Source organism: Microvirga sp. 2MCAF38 (assembly GCF_052115485.1).
Taxonomy (GTDB): domain Bacteria; phylum Pseudomonadota; class Alphaproteobacteria; order Rhizobiales; family Beijerinckiaceae; genus Microvirga.
The window spans coordinates 48,444-63,571 of the sequence record NZ_JBFRGU010000007.1; the positions used below are offsets into that span (position 1 = coordinate 48,444).

9 protein-coding genes are annotated in these 15,128 nt (G+C 60.9%); 3 read left to right on the top strand and 6 right to left on the bottom strand.

Annotated features, from left to right (window positions below; genetic code table 11):
• Positions 1-244: 244 nt before the first annotated feature.
• Positions 245-1,831: a glycosyltransferase gene (locus AB4072_RS15400; protein WP_441969321.1), complete on the bottom strand. Its 1,587-nt coding sequence runs from the start codon at positions 1,829-1,831 to the stop codon at positions 245-247.
• Between the two features lie 273 nt (positions 1,832-2,104).
• Here AB4072_RS15400 and AB4072_RS15405 point away from each other — a divergent pair, with 273 nt between their 5' ends.
• Both AB4072_RS15405 and AB4072_RS15410 read left to right on the top strand, forming a co-directional pair.
• Positions 2,105-4,090, top strand: a complete 1,986-nt coding sequence (locus AB4072_RS15405; protein WP_441969323.1) for an autotransporter assembly complex protein TamA — start codon at positions 2,105-2,107, stop codon at positions 4,088-4,090.
• Positions 4,090-8,382 carry a translocation/assembly module TamB domain-containing protein gene (locus tag AB4072_RS15410; RefSeq protein ID WP_441969324.1) on the top strand — a complete coding sequence of 1,431 codons (4,293 nt, stop codon included), beginning with the start codon at positions 4,090-4,092 and terminating at the stop codon, positions 8,380-8,382. Before AB4072_RS15405 ends, AB4072_RS15410 begins: the two co-directional genes overlap by 1 nt.
• A gap of 244 nt (positions 8,383-8,626) precedes the next feature.
• Here the strand turns inward: AB4072_RS15410 and AB4072_RS15415 are convergent, their stop codons facing one another.
• The 3 genes from AB4072_RS15415 to AB4072_RS15425 all read right to left on the bottom strand — a co-directional run bounded on the left by AB4072_RS15415 (position 8,627) and on the right by AB4072_RS15425 (position 12,420).
• Positions 8,627-10,123 (bottom strand): NAD-dependent succinate-semialdehyde dehydrogenase, encoded by a 1,497-nt coding sequence (locus AB4072_RS15415; protein ID WP_441969326.1) that lies wholly within the window; start codon positions 10,121-10,123, stop codon positions 8,627-8,629.
• 24 nt (positions 10,124-10,147) lie between these two features.
• A complete protein-coding gene (gabT, locus tag AB4072_RS15420; RefSeq protein ID WP_441969328.1) occupies positions 10,148-11,425 on the bottom strand; it encodes a 4-aminobutyrate--2-oxoglutarate transaminase in 1,278 nt (425 codons plus the stop codon).
• A 98-nt stretch (positions 11,426-11,523) separates the two neighbouring features.
• The gene (locus tag AB4072_RS15425) at positions 11,524-12,420 is read right to left on the bottom strand and encodes a LysR substrate-binding domain-containing protein (RefSeq protein ID WP_441969330.1); all 897 of its coding nucleotides are present in this window, start codon (positions 12,418-12,420) and stop codon (positions 11,524-11,526) included.
• A 263-nt stretch (positions 12,421-12,683) separates the two neighbouring features.
• Here AB4072_RS15425 and AB4072_RS15430 point away from each other — a divergent pair, with 263 nt between their 5' ends.
• Positions 12,684-13,043, top strand: coding sequence for a hypothetical protein (locus tag AB4072_RS15430; protein WP_441969331.1), 360 nt, complete (start codon positions 12,684-12,686; stop codon positions 13,041-13,043).
• Positions 13,044-13,149: 106 nt separating this feature from the next.
• Here the strand turns inward: AB4072_RS15430 and AB4072_RS15435 are convergent, their stop codons facing one another.
• Both AB4072_RS15435 and AB4072_RS15440 read right to left on the bottom strand, forming a co-directional pair.
• The gene (locus AB4072_RS15435) at positions 13,150-14,208 is read right to left on the bottom strand and encodes a glycosyltransferase family 4 protein (RefSeq protein ID WP_441969333.1); all 1,059 of its coding nucleotides are present in this window, start codon (positions 14,206-14,208) and stop codon (positions 13,150-13,152) included.
• Positions 14,208-15,017: a UDP-2,3-diacylglucosamine diphosphatase gene (locus AB4072_RS15440; RefSeq protein ID WP_441969335.1), complete on the bottom strand. Its 810-nt coding sequence runs from the start codon at positions 15,015-15,017 to the stop codon at positions 14,208-14,210. Before AB4072_RS15440 ends, AB4072_RS15435 begins: the two co-directional genes overlap by 1 nt.
• Between the last annotated feature and the right edge of the window lie 111 nt (positions 15,018-15,128).

Below are 15,128 nucleotides of genomic sequence, written 5' to 3' on the forward strand. Positions count from 1 at the left end.
GGCTCTTAGCCCATTTCGGCGAGATGACCAAGCCGTGGCGGGGCAACCCGCCCTCAACGGAAAGCACCTATATGCATCGAAATTCATAGAATAAGACAATCCAATCACTCTCTATACCAATATAATAAAGTTAACGCTGGCTTATCACTTTTGATAAACGAGCCAATGACGCAAGTTTGCTATAGAACCTACTAAAATTAAAATTTTTTACTTTTGCCGAACGCTTCCTCTCTTCGAATCGCGCTCATATTTTCTTCATAGCGACGAGAAGCCGCAACATCCAGCGGTTGATTGGGATCTTTTTCAAGAGATTGAGCTCGACGGTCCGTGCCGTGGCGTATTCGTTCGCCGCGACGAGTTGCCTGTCGGTCGCGATGAGTTGCTCCAATACGATATCCCGATTGTTCGAAACCGCAGCCAGTTGCTCCTTGAGAATCGTAATCTGGGCGCAGAGAATCGGGGCGATCGGATTTCCGTCGAGGGCGGCATCGAGCCGGAACGGGACGGAAACCGTTCGCGCCCCGCCAGGGCCTTCCTCGACGCCGCTCACGGAAGCACTTTTCCATCCCGTTTGCGAAAGAGCGGCGGCAAAGGTGTCTTCATAGTCCCTCGCCTGCCGGTCGAGGGAGTAACCGGCGATGTGCTCGGCGGCCGCGCCGCCCATCGCCCGGGCGAGATCCGCGTCAGCCGCCAATTCTGAGATGGCCGCAGCCATGGCGTCGAGATCGAAGGGTTCGATCAGGCGGCCATTTTTGCCATCGATGATGGTTTCCGGAATCCCCCCGGTCCGGAAGGCGATGACGGGAACGCCGCATCCCATTGCCTCGAGCATCACATTCGGTTGGTTGTCTTCACTCGAGGGCAGGATGCACAGATCGGCAGCGTTGTAGATTTCGCTGAGGCGCGCATCGTCGGCAACCCAACCGAGATTGATGAACGGTACACCGAGTTCAGTCAGGTCGCGGGCCGATTTCCCGAACGAGAGGAATCGGACCCGCCCTTGAACCACCAGCTCCGCGAAACGCGGATCCTGCAGGCATCGCTGAAGCGCGCCCAGGAGGTTCTTGTAACCTTTGCGATTCTCGGCATCGTCATAAACGCCGAAAAGGATAGCGCGTGTGTCGGGATCCAGTTCAAGCGAGCGACGAGCGGCTTCACGGTCGCGGATCTGAAAAATGTCGGTCTCCAGCCCATTGCTGATCACCTGCACATTTTGGGCGAAAACCCCGCTCCGGTCCGCCTCATGCGCAAGCCACGCCGAGGGTGAAATGGCCCGGACATTGGGCTTGCGATAGCGAGCCCGCTTCTCGGCAAGACTGCGGCGGACCAGGCCCAATTCATCGGGATCGACCTGATGGCAAGGCTCGCACGTACCCGCATATCCGGGACAACCTGCAGAATAATGGCAGCCACCGGTGAAATGCCCCATGTCGTGGAGCGTGAAGAACGTCGGGACGCCGAGGTCGATCAGGTTTCCCAGCGTCGGCGGCGACATCATGAATCCAGTCCAGTGGACGTTGATAATGTCGTAGCCGCGCATCGCGGAAAGCGCGCTCAGATCGAAACCGGCAATCTGTGTCGAGAAATTCGTATTGGAGACATCCGTTCGGCGAGCGGACACATAATCGTAGTCGAAAACGGAACTGCCCGCCTCGGCGAAATGTCCTTCCGGAGTCTCCTCCGTTCGCCGCAGAACCTTGATCTCATGGGCGGGATTCCGGACGTCTCCGGTCACAAACACATCGACCTGATGCCCCCGTGCCCGCAAACCCGTCGCCAGACGCTGCATCGCCCGCGCAGCGCCTCCCGACGACGCCTCGGTGCTCAACATTGCAATCCGCAAATGCTACCCTAACGTTTTAATGTTCCGCAAAGCCGGGAATACCGGAACCGGTGTTTTATAGCAATTGCGGGAGGGACGAAACGCTTGGGTTTAAGGGGCTTGGGGCGGCAGGGACTTGGAGTCTGGGTTCGCGACCATCACAGGAATAGAAACATTTCCCAAGGATCTGCACTGCCGCCGGGCATGGCATTCCCTTTCGGCAATCGAAGACCATAAAATGTCCGCATTGTTGCGGCGGTTCTGGGGCATCAGGAGTACCGAATGCGGTTTTTGCCTCGACGAGATCCGGTTTCATTGTCGGCGCGCATTCTCGTTTGCCTGATTGCCCTCACTGGTACTGAAGCGAAGGCCTTCGATTTCTTGGGTCTTTTTGGCTCATCGGATCAACCGCCAGCGGCCTCGCAGGCGGCCCTCCCCTATATGGTGACTTTCGATGTAGAAGGGGGCAGCCGCTCGCTCACAAACCTCCTGCAGGACGCCTCGACGCTCTATCGCTTGCGGGCGGACGCCCCGGTCGAGGGCGATTCGCTCGCTTGGCGGGCCCAAGCCGATCTTGCCCCCTTGCTCGATGCCCTGTGGGGTGCGGGCTTTTATAACGCGACCCTCGAAATCGATGTCGCCGGCGCCCCCCTGTCCTTTGGTGGCGATATCACAGCCGCCGCTCGCGCAGCCGAGCGTTATCGCGGCGTCTCCGCTGTACCGATCAAGGTGCGGGCCAATCCCGGCCCGCTTTTCAGTTTGCGTCAGATCCGGGTGATCGATGCAGGCACGAAGGAGTCCTTCTCTTCCACCGACCTTCCGCCGAGTGTCATCGAGGTCGAGCCAGGCGCGCCGGCGCGCTCGGCCGATTTGAAGGCAGCGGAAGTCCGAATGCTCGATCATTTCCGGGCGACATCGCATCCCCTCGCGAAGACCGTGGCGGTGGAACCGGTTGTCGACCATGCTGCGAAGACAATGGATGTAACCTACATCTTCGCGCCCGGACCCGTCGCGCCCTTCGGTGAGATCAGCGTTTCGGGATCTCAGAATGTGCCTGCTTCGGTTGTCCGATCTTTTGTCTACGTGGAGCCTGGCGACCCCTATTCGCCTAAGGCGATCGCAGACACTCGAAAGTCGGTCGCCTCGATTCCTGCGCTGAGCTCCGTCCGCATTCGCGAGGCGGATCATCTCGATTCGCTGGGTCAGTTGCCGATCTTCGTGGAGGTGACGGAAAGAAAGCCCCGCCTTGTCGGATTGTCCGCCAATTACTCGACTGTCGATGGCCCTGCCCTGCGCGCCTATTGGGAGCATCGCAATCTGTTTGGCGGAGCCGAGCGGCTTCGTCTTGAATCCGATCTTCTGCTGCTGCCGCGCAACGACGGCACGCATGTCAAGCGCATCAAGGATTTTGACCGGTCGGATCTCGGCGGCCGTTTCCGTGCAAGCTTTCTGAAGCCCGCTCTTTATGGCACCCGCAACGATCTGTTGATCGATGGCCAGATCGCGCGCGACAGAACCGGCGGAGATCGGTTCGGCGGCTATACGACACGATTTGCTGACGGCACCGCTGTGATCCGAAACCGCTTCAGCGATACGTTTTCGGTTCAAGCCGGGCTCCAGTTGCAGAAGGGTCAGACGAGCGATGTCCTCGGCGAGGTCGACTACTTCCTCGTCGGCACGCCTGCATCCCTGACCTACGATTCGACTGACCGCCCGCTCGATCCGACGCGTGGCTGGCGCATCACGGCGTCGCTTGCCCCCTACCCGGCATTCCTCGGCTCGACCGTCAACATGTTCGTCGCGAAGGGCAACGCCTCGACCTATTATGCGTTCGACGAGGAAGCGCGCTTTGTTCTGGCAGGCAGGATCGGCCTCGGCTCGATTGCCGGTCCATCCCTTGCCGAGATTCCGGCCAATTGGCGCTTCTACGCGGGTGGCGGCGGCTCGGTTCGCGGATACCGCTATCAAAGCCTCGGCCCGACGGGACCTTTCGGCCTCGTGGTCGGCGGACGAAGCCTTTTCGAAGCCTCGCTCGAGGCGCGCATCAAGATCACCGACACCATCGGCATCGTCCCCTTCGTGGATGCCGGCAACGCATTCGATTCCGCCGCGCCTTCCTTTGACGACAAGCTCTTCGTCTCGGCAGGCCTCGGCCTTCGCTACTACACTGCCATTGGTCCAATCAGGCTCGATGTCGCAGCGCCGCTCAACAGGCGCGATGGCGACAAGCCTGTAGCGATCTATGTCAGCATAGGGCAGGCCTTCTGATGAGAATGCCTCGCCACATTCTCGCATCGCTCGCCATCCTCGTCCTCATTGGCAGTCTTTTCATGATCTTCGCGGACAGGACGCGAAGCGACGAAGCGGACAAAGGCTTTCTCGCGGATTTCATTTCGCGTGCGCTGTCGACGCCGACATCCCGCGTCTCTATCGGCGCTGTCGATGGTGTGCTCTCGTCCGATTCCACCATCCGCAACATTTCCATTGCAGACCGGGACGGCGTCTGGCTGCGCCTCGATCAGGCGCGCTTTGTGTGGCGTCGCTCGGCGCTTCTGTTCCGACGTCTCGAAATCGAGCGCCTGGAAATCGGCAAACTGGAAATTCTCCGCAAACCTCTGCCCTCGGAAGAGCTCGTACCCGGTGCCGACCAGCCGCTGCTCCCCGAACTCCCGCTGAAAATCGAGGTCAATGCATTCGCTTTGCGCGAGCTTGCGCTGGGCGAGCCAATTCTCGGCGTCCCTGCTCAACTCGTCGCATCAGGCGATGCGTCGCTCGGCGATCCGTCCGAGGGGTTGCGTTTGAACTTCGAGGCGCATCGTCTCGATGCACCGGGAACCGTGAAGGCGAAACTCGTATACGCGAAGGAAACGCTCGAACTCGCACTGACGCATGACGAGCCTGCCGGAGGCATCTTAGCTCGTGCCCTCAACATCTCTGGCCTTCCGCCCGTAAAATTGACACTCGATGGTAAAGGCACGCTCGATGCCTTCAATGCGCAGCTCGCATTCGATGCGGGCGACACTATCGGCGCGACAGGACAAGCCCATTTGCGTCGAGCCGATGGAATGCGTCGTCTCGACCTCGACATGGAGGCCCGTGTCGAAGGTCTTTTGCCACAGGCTGTGGGGTCGATCTTTGCCGGCACAACGCGGTTGCGCGCGCAGACGCTCTTTGCGAACGACGGCGGCTTCACCATTCAAGAGCTGTCGATTGTCTCCCAAACCGCGCGGCTCGACGCGTCAGGCCGTTTGAGCGCAGACAGGAGCCTCGATTTCAAGGTCATCGCTCGCGCGATCCCCGGAATGCAGGGAAAGACCGTGGCCGGTGCGGCGGAAATCGGCAAGCTCGCCTTCGACGGAACGGTGTCGGGGTCGCTGTCCGCGCCACATATCGTTGGAACGTTGAATGCGGAAAACGCGCAACTGCCTTCAGGTCGCTTCGCAAAGCTCGACGCGACCTTCTCCGCAATTCCGAATGGCGATATCGCGGAGCCCGCGACCCGCATCGCGCTGATCGCCGACCTCAACGCCAGTGGTGTCGCTCTTGCGGATTCGGCGCTTGCCAACGCGGTTGGTGACACCCTCAAACTTTCATTGCGGGCAAGCGCCTCGCCCGCACGCACGGCCGATGTTGACATTGCGCTACTCTCGACGCCGACGATGGAAGCGCGTTACGCGGGCCGCGTAGGCTCGGAGGACGCTACCGGGACGCTGCAAATGAAAGCGCCCGATCTCTCGCGCTTCGGAGATGCCGCATCGCTCGCGCTCAAGGGCGCACTGAATGTCAACGCCGACATTCGCGGCCTGATGTCGAAGGGGCCCGTCACGGCGAAACTCAGTGGCGGCGGGACGCGCTTCGCGACGGGTGTTCAGCCCATTGATGGACTCATCGGCGGCCAACTCTCGATTGCGGGAGAAATGAGCTTTCAGCGTGGAGACGGTTTCGGGTTTCGCCAATTTAACCTTTCCGGTGCTCATGCGACCGCGATGATCGATGGCGATGCGCGACCCGGAAATGTGGACCTCAACGCGACTATCGATCTCCCGGCCTTGCAACAGGCCGATCGGCGTTTGCAAGGCAAAGGGCAGATCCTTGCCCACATCACCGGCTCGCTCGACCATCCGAACGTTACGGCGAGCGCTGTTATCACCAATGCGCGCGCACTCGATCGGCCTATTTCGCGTCTTGAGCTGACGGCGAATGTCAACGACATGCTGGGCGCGTTCGATGCCCGTGTCTCTCTGCGCGGTGAAATCGATCGCAAACCCGCCAATGGACAATTGCGGCTTACGCGGCAAGCCAGTGGCGGTTGGCTTCTCGACGAACTCGACCTTGTCATCGGCTCGGTCCGCGCTAATGGCAAGGTCGCCGTCGACGCGACGCATCTCGCCTCCGGACAAATCACTCTCGATGCGAAAGATCTCGACGATCTGTCGCCGCTTGTTCTCTCACGTCTTTCAGGCTCTCTGAACGCTGATATCCGCCTCGACGCGGCGAACGGTCACCAGAACGTCACCGTCAATGCACGAGGAAATGGCATTCGCATCGCCAGCGTCAAAATCGATAGACTGACAGTGCAGACATCCCTCACCGATATTTATGGAAAGCCCATCGTCGATGGCGTCATCGTCATCGACCAAGCTGTGATCGGGGCCGAGGCATTTTCGCAAATCAGGATCGATGCCAAGGGTACAGCGAGCGCAAGCGACATCGCGTTGACGGCGCGAGCGCGCGGGTTCGATCTCGATGGGCGCGGACGCCTCGTGCCGGCGGATCAGATCCGTTTCGACATCGCGAGTTTCACTGCCCGGCGTGGCGAGCGGCGGATCGCATTGTCTCAACCGGCGACGATCACGCTCATCGACAACGGAATCGCGCTGAAGGGGTTTGTCGTTGCCGTGGATACGGGGCGGCTTGCCATCGATGGCACCATTGGCTCGACACTCGACCTGAAGGTTAATGCCCAGGCCCTACCCTTAAGCGCAACCGACATTGTCATGCCTGGCCTTGGTTTGACGGGAACAATCACCGGCGATGCGCGCGTTACGGGGATGGCGCGGGCACCATCCGGTGACTGGAGCGTTCGTGCCTCGCGCCTCGGCCTTCCGCAAACCCGCGGCGTCGGACTGCCGCTTGTCGATGTGGGAGCCGAAGGTCGTCTTGCAAATGGCAGAACCACCCTGAGCGGCACCATCGATGCCGGCCGCTCGGGAACGCTGCGCATCAATGGCAGTGCGCCGCTCACCAAGACAGGCGCTCTCGATATCACAACGCAGGGTCGACTCGATCTCGCAGTTGTCAACAGTGCCCTCTCCGTATCCGGGCAGAGAATATCCGGCAGCGCCGCGCTCGACCTGCGGGCATCCGGTACCTTCACTGCGCCACAACTGGATGGAACGCTGTCCCTATCGGGAGGAAGCTTCACGGATGCTGTGCAAGGCATCCGGCTTCAGAGCATAGAAGCTCGCATGGTAGCGCGTGGCATTGATGTCACCGTCGAGCGCCTCTCGGCGGCGACACCGAATGGCGGTATTTTGACGGCCAGCGGCCGCGTGCGGCTCGACAGCGAAGAAGGTTTCCCCGGCGATCTGAGGATTTCCGGTCAGCGCGCGCAGCTGGTCTCGAACACCCTCGTGACAGCAACGGCAAACCTCGCCCTCGACCTATCGGGGCCGCTCGCAAGAAGTCCGCGTGTCGCGGGCAGAGTGGACATGATCTCGACTGACATTACGGTGCCTGAGAGCCTCCCGACGACAATGCGTCCGATCCCCGGGACCAAGCATCTTCACCCGACACCGGAGGCCAAGGCGCGACTGGCACTGGCGGCACGTGTAAAGCGAGGTGAGCGCCGTGCACCGTCTTTCGATGCCGCGCTTGATCTGACGATCTCCGCGCCAAACCGCATCTTCGTGCGCGGACGTGGCATAGATGCCGAACTCGGTGGCGATTTGCGTCTGACAGGAACGCTCGCGAACCCGAACGCGGTTGGCGCCTTCGATCTCCGCCGTGGACGCCTGATCGTTCTCGGCCGTCGGCTCGATTTCACGCGTGGCCGTGTGTCGCTTACCGGAAACCTTATTCCGGATTTAGACTTCGTCGCAGAGACCAGATCCAGCGATGTCACCGCCTATATCACCGTGACAGGTCCCGCAGATGCGCCGCAATTCACCTTCACGTCCGAGCCCTCGCTCCCACAGGATGAGGTTCTCTCGCAAATCCTTTTCTCGAAATCGTCCGGCAGCCTTTCCACCGGGCAGGCACTACAACTCGCGCAAGCTGCCGCGCAATTCGCAGGCGGCAATGATAACGTGTTCGAACAATTGCGCCGCTCGCTCGGCGTCGACAATCTCGACATCTCGGTCGGCGCAGAGGGCGGGCCGACTGTCGGCCTCTCGCGGGCCATCAGCGATCGCGTGAGCGTCGGTGTAAAGGCTGGCGCAAAGCCTGAGGATAGCGGTGTTTCGGTCAATATCGACGTGACCCGCCGCATTCGCGTGCAAGGCGAAATCGGCGCGACGGGAAATACCTCGATCGGGGTTGGCGCCGAATGGGAATATTAGGAAGCGTGTGCCGGCAGCTCGCCTCGAACAGAATGACCGCGATCCCGCTTCTGCTATATCTGCTTTAGTATCCACCCATGAGTATTATCAGGGTTTCGGTTCTGGGTTCCGGGCTCGCCTGCGGCGCCCCCCGGAATGACGGGCCGTGAAAAGGCGCTCGATTTTTCCAACTCTCTAAACGAAAGAAGCGCCGAGAGCCTCGGCGCTTCGCAACTTTCAGAGATCGTTGGAACGACAACCGCGATCAGCGGTCGAGCCCGGCGAGAAGCATGTACTTCATCTCGACGAATTCCTCGACGCCGTGGCGCGATCCCTCGCGACCGATGCCGCTTTCCTTCACGCCGCCGAAGGGCGCGACTTCCGTGGCAATGAGGCCCGTATTGATGCCGACCATGCCGTATTCCAGCTCCTCGGCCACGCGGAACACGCGTCCGAGATCGCGGGCGTAGAAGTAGGCCGCAAGGCCGAACTCGGTGGCATTGGCCTGCGCCACCACATCCGCCTCATCCTTGAAGCGATAGACCGGAGCCACCGGGCCGAAGGTCTCTTCCCGCGTGATGCGCATGGAGGTGTTCACGTTGGCGAGAACGGTGGGCTCGAAGAAGCTGCGGCCAAGCGAATGGCGCTTGCCGCCCGTGAGAACCTGAGCGCCACGGCTCACCGCATCGGCGATGTGCTGCTCGACCTTGTCGATCGCCTTCATGGTAATCAGCGGCCCCTGCACGACGCCATCCTCGACGCCGGAGCCGACCTTCATCTCGGAGACGCGCTTGGCGAGCTTTGCAACGAACGCGTCGTAGATGCCCTCCTGCGCGTAGAGGCGGTTCGCGCACACGCAGGTCTGGCCCATGTTGCGAAATTTCGAGACGATCGCACCTTCCACCGCCGCATCGAGATCCGCATCGTCGAATACGATGAACGGCGCATTGCCGCCGAGTTCCAGGCCGACCTTCTTCACCGTGGAGGCGGCCTGCTGCATGAGCATCTTGCCGACGGCGGTCGAGCCCGTGAAGCCGATGAAGCGGACGCTCGGATGCTCGGTCATGACCTTGCCGATGGCCGGCGCTTCACCCGTGATCACGTTGAGAACGCCTGCCGGAATGCCCGCACGTTCAGCGAGCACGGCAAGCGCGAGAGCGGTCAGCGGCGTCTCGGGCGCGGGCTTGATGACGGCCGTGCAGCCGGCGGCAAGAGCGGGCGAAACCTTGCGGGTGATCATCGCCGCCGGGAAATTCCACGGCGTGATCGCAGCGATGACGCCGATGGGCTGGCGCGCCACGATGATGCGTGCGTCCGCACGGTGGCTCGGGATCGTCTCACCATAGATGCGCTTGGCTTCTTCCGCGTAGAACTCCACGAAGGACGCGGCGTAATCCACCTCGCCGCGCGCCTCCGCGAGCGGCTTGCCCTGCTCGCTCGTCATGATCAGCGCGATGTCTTCCTTGTTCGCAATGATCAGGTCAAACCAGCGGCGCAGAATGTTGCTGCGCTCCTTGGCGGTCTTCTTCGACCAGAGCTTGAACGCGACAGCGGCGGCTTCGATGGCGCGTGTGGTCTCTTCAGCACCAAAGCGCGGCACGCGCGCGAGAATGTCGCCCGTGGCGGGGTTCTCCACCGGGTCGACCGGCTGGCCCGTCCAAACGCCGTCGATAAGGCAAGCTTCGCGAAGAAGCGTCGTGTCGCGCAAGATCATCGTGAACCGTTGTGTTGTCAGAAAAGAGTGAACGGCCCGGGATCTCATCCCGAGCCGTCATGATGCTTGAATTTAGGCCGCGAGCGCCGCTTCGAGCAAGTCGAGCCCTTCGTCGATCACCTTATCGTCGGCCGTGAGCGGCACCAGAATACGGATCGTGTTGGCGTAAACGCCACAGGAGAGGAGTACCAGACCCTTCTCGTAAGCCGCCGTGGTGACGCGCTTGGTCGCCTCCGCATCCGGCGTCTCCGTGCCCGCTTCCTTGACGATATCGAAGGCGACCATGCCGCCGGGGCCGCGGATGGCAGCAATCGGCACCACGTCGTTGCGTCGCTGGATCGCTTCGAGACGCGCCTTCACGCGCGCGCCGATGGCGTTGGACCTATCCACCAGCTTGTCCTTCTCGAACACGTCGAGAACTGCAAGCGCGGCGGCACAGGCAAGCGGGTTGCCCGCATAAGTGCCACCGAGACCGCCTGGCTCCACCGTGTCCATGATCGCCGCGCGGCCGATGACGCCCGAAAGCGGGAAGCCGCCCGCAAGGCTCTTGGCCACGCAGATCAAATCTGGCGCGACATCATAATGCTCCATGGCGAACATCTTGCCTGTACGCCCGAAGCCCGTCTGCACCTCGTCCGCTATGAGAACGATGCCATGCTCGTCGCAGATCTTGCGCAGCGCGCGCATCAGTTCCGCGGGGGCCTGATGGAAACCGCCCTCGCCCTGCACCGGCTCGATGATGATCGCCGCCACACGGGAGGGGTCCACATCCGCCTTGAACAGGAAGTTGAGGTATTTCAGTGAATCCTCGACATCGACGCCGAGCTGCGGCACCGGAAACGGCACGTGCCAGATTTCCGCCTGAGCGGGGCCGAAGCCCTTCTTGTAAGGCACGACCTTGCCGGTCATGTTCATGGCCATGATCGTGCGGCCATGGAAGCCGCCCGTGAAGGCGATGACGCCGGAGCGGCCCGTGGCGGCACGGGCGATCTTGATGGCGTTCTCCGTGGCCTCGGCCCCGGTGCTGAACAGGATCGACTTGGCGGGTGCGGGAATCGGTGCGAGCGCGTTCAGCCGCTCGGCCAGCGCAATGTAGGATTCATACATCAGCACCTGAAAGCAGGTGTGGGTGAAAAGCTCCATCTGGGCCTTCACCGCATCCATCACGGCCGGGTTGCGGTGGCCAGTGTTGAGCACCGCGATGCCGCCCGCGAAGTCCACGTAGCGCTTGCCTTCCACATCCCAGACCTCGGCGTTTTCGGCGCGCGCGGCGGAAATCGGAGTGGCATGTCCGACGCCGCGCGGAACGGCGGCCTGGCGGCGCGCGAGAAGATCAGCGTTCGTAGTCATGGGATGAGGCCCTCAGGGTGAAACTGCCGCACAGCTTCCCCGCATGCCGACCCTGCGACAATGATCTATTTTGCGCGCGACTGGTGCATGAAACGCACCTATTGGTGGCCATCCTTCAGGGCGCGCTCCAGCCAATGCCGCAGCTTCACCACGTCCGGCTCGTCCCAGCGCGCACGGGAGGCGATAAAGTAATAGGCCCCCAGCTCCACCTTCGTGGCGCCGATTTCCACTAGCCGCCCGGCGGCGAGATCGTCGGCGACGAGCACTTCGTTGGCAATCGCAACCCCCTGCCCGAGCCGCGCGGCCTCGATGGTCAGATGGGCGTGCCAAAGATGGGGGCCGTGGAGATGGAGGATCTCGCGCAGGCCCGCCCGGCGCAGCCAGGTCTGCCACTGCGAGGTGGATTCCTCATGCACCAGCGGCAACTTCAGGGCGGCTTCCACATCCATTCGCTCGATATGATGCCGCGCGAGCAAGGCCGGGCTCGCCACGGGAAACACCCTCGGCGTCGCGAGAACTTCCGCCCCCACGCCGTTCGGCAGGGGCGCATCCTCCAGATAGGCCACCTCCACATCCGCCTCGCCCCGCAGGAGTTGCGGCCGCGTGAGGGTGGGCCGCAGGATGATCTCGCAATCGGGCAGCAGGGTTTCGAGATCGGGAAGACGCGGCATCAGCCGCAACGTCGCAAGGCCGGGGATGCACCAGATTTCCAAATTGCGCCTCTGTCCGCGCTTCAGTTCGGCGGTGGCGCGAGCGATGAGATCGAATGCCTGGCGGATCTGGGCGTGATAACGCGCGCCCTCCTCCGTCAGGACCAGACCACGCCCCTGGGGACGGAATAGGGTGAGGCCGAGCCGTGCTTCGAGATTATGGATATGGCGGGAGACCACGGTGTGGCTCACCGCCAGCTCCTCACTCGCCGCACGCAAGCTGCCGGCGCGGCCGACGGCATCGAAGGCGCGCAAGGCGATCAGGGGCGGCAGACGGCCGGGCATATTCACGCTCCAGGGACCAGCGACGGGCTCATCCTTATCACTTTGCCTTGGCAGGAAAACCATTCCGGCACGTCAAGGGAGACTTCGAACACCCGCGTGGCAACACTATCCACAGCCCATCCCTCTCCAAATAGTTCAATTGCGGTCCGCGTCGGCTCTGGACAGGCTTATACAAAAAAACTGCAATATGATTGTCACACTTTGTCTCCATGGAACACACGCCCCACTAGAACACTGCCTCGCAGTGTAACCGGAGTGTCTCGATGACGAAGAAAGTGAAGACCAAGTTGCCTAAAACGGTCGCTGGTGTGAAGCTGCTCAAAACCGTTCGCCAAGGCGATTGGCTGGAAGCCCTGCTCGACTCTGAGATTGGCCGCAAGGTTTTGGCCGATGCCCTCCTCGCCGCTGCGAGCGCGGCAGCCAACGTTCTCATTAGCCAGCGTCCTAACCCGAGAAAGATCGCCCAAGCTGCGGAAGCCGCGGTGAAGGGTGCGGTCGCGTTGGACACCCCGAAGGGCCGCTCCTCCGTGAAGAAGACGTCAGGCAAGGCTAAGAGAAAAAGCGCGTCCGACGAGCAGAAGAAGCCCAAGCGCGGCAGCACGAAAGCAGCTCCGGTCGCCTGAGCCAATACCGGATTCCACATCAAACAAAAGGGCGGCGGATAGGCCGCCTTAATTGTTAAGTGCTCTACGGGCGCTTAGAATAAAAGAATAAAAGCAGATTACATTTCTAGGCGATCGTGTGATTGCAGCCCAATATCGCATCACGCGATCGCGTCTCGCCTGCGACAGCCTGCGCGATCTGGATATTGGAAAAGAACTGCCGGGCACTTTCGCGCCAAGTGAAAGTTTCGCCATAGGCCCGGCATTGCGCGCGCGGAATATCGAGCGCCTCTAGTGCAGCTTTCCTGAGATCGTGATCCAGAACACCGCAGCCCGATCCTTCAATGACATCGAGCGGACCCGTAACCGGGAAGGCTGCGATTGGAAGCCCTGAAGCGAGCGCTTCGAGAAGCACAATCCCGAAGGTGTCGGTCAAGCTCGGAAATACGAAGACATCCGCCGAAGCATAGATCTCAGCCAGCGCCTCGCCCGTGAGCGCGCCAAGGAACCGGGCCTGCGTATATTGCGATTGAAGGCCCTCACGCGCAGGCCCATCCCCCACGACGACCTTCGTTCCCGGCAGATCGAGCGCCAGAAAAGCTTCGATATTTTTCTCGACCGAGACACGGCCCACATAAAGAAAGATCGGTCCGGGAACATCAAGAATCCGGTTCTCGCGGGGCCGAAAGAGTTTCGTGTCGACGCCGCGAGTCCAGCGCATGATATTGTCGAAGCCGCGCGCTTTCAGCTGGCGTTCGAGTGAGGGCGTGCTCACCATCGTGGCGCAGGCGGGAGCGTGGAAGCGGCGAAGCGCCCGATATGTCCAATTCTCTGGAATTGGCGCCCGGGCAGAAATATATTCGGGAAAGCGCGTGTGGTAACTCGTGGTGAAAGGTCTCTTTTGCCGGAGGCAAGCCAGACGCATCGCGAAACCGATCGGCCCTTCCGTCGCAATGTGAACGTGGGTTGGCGACGCCTCGCGGAGAATGCTTCCAACCATTCCCGGCGTTACCAACGAGAGACGGATTTCGCCGTAACTCGGCATTGGGAATGACCGGAAACGTTGCGGCGTCAGGAAAGAAACCTGCGCATCGAAATGCGGCGCCTGATCCGCCATGTGCTCAAGTGAACGAACGACACCGTTGATTTGCGGGTGCCAGGCATCAGTTGCAATCAGCAAACGCATCAAGCGGCCTGTTTTGCCAGTTGCGAAATTTCGGCTCGGCCCTGCGTCATGGGAGATTTACCTTCGAGCCAGCGGATGATTTCGAGCGTGCCGTCATAGTGCTCGACAACTGCTGTGCAGGATTCCACCCAATCGCCGGTATTCACGTAGCGAATGCCGAATGTATCGTGAAGCGCAGCGTGATGAATGTGGCCACAAATGACGCCATCAACATCCTGACGCTTGGCTTCCGACGACAGGAACTCTTCGAACTGGCTGATGAAATTGACGGCGTTCTTAACCTTGAGCTTCGCCCAGGCCGACAAGGACCAATAGGTCAAGCCCATGCGCCGCCGCACCAGATTGAGATAAGTGTTGATGAAGAGTGCGGTCGTGTAGGCCCAATCACCGAGAAGCGCGAGCCAGCGTGCGTGCCGTACCACCAGATCGAACTGGTCTCCGTGAATGACGAGATAACGTTTTCCATCCGCCGTCTCGTGAATGGCTTGATCGGCTAGCTCGATTCCGCCGAAATTGCTGCCGACATAGTCGCGCAGGAATTCATCGTGATTACCGGGGATATAGATTACCCGCGTCCCCTTGCGGACCTTGCGCAGCAGCTTCTGCACCACATCGTTGTGGGCTTGCGGCCAGTACCAACCCGATTTCAACCGCCATCCATCGACGATGTCCCCGACGAGATAGACCATGTCGGCGTCGTATTGCTTGAGAAAATCGAGCAGGTGACCCGCCTGGCAGCCCTTGGTACCAAGATGGATATCGGAGAGAAAAAGCGCCCGCACGCGCGTGACATCAAGATCCTGAAGCACGGGATCACCTCGCTGATCTTTCGCGAGGACTAAAGACGATTCGCTACTTCAGTTTGATGACGACGATCTTACAGCAATATGACAGAGCGGCGCGCTGCACCGCCCCGCCCC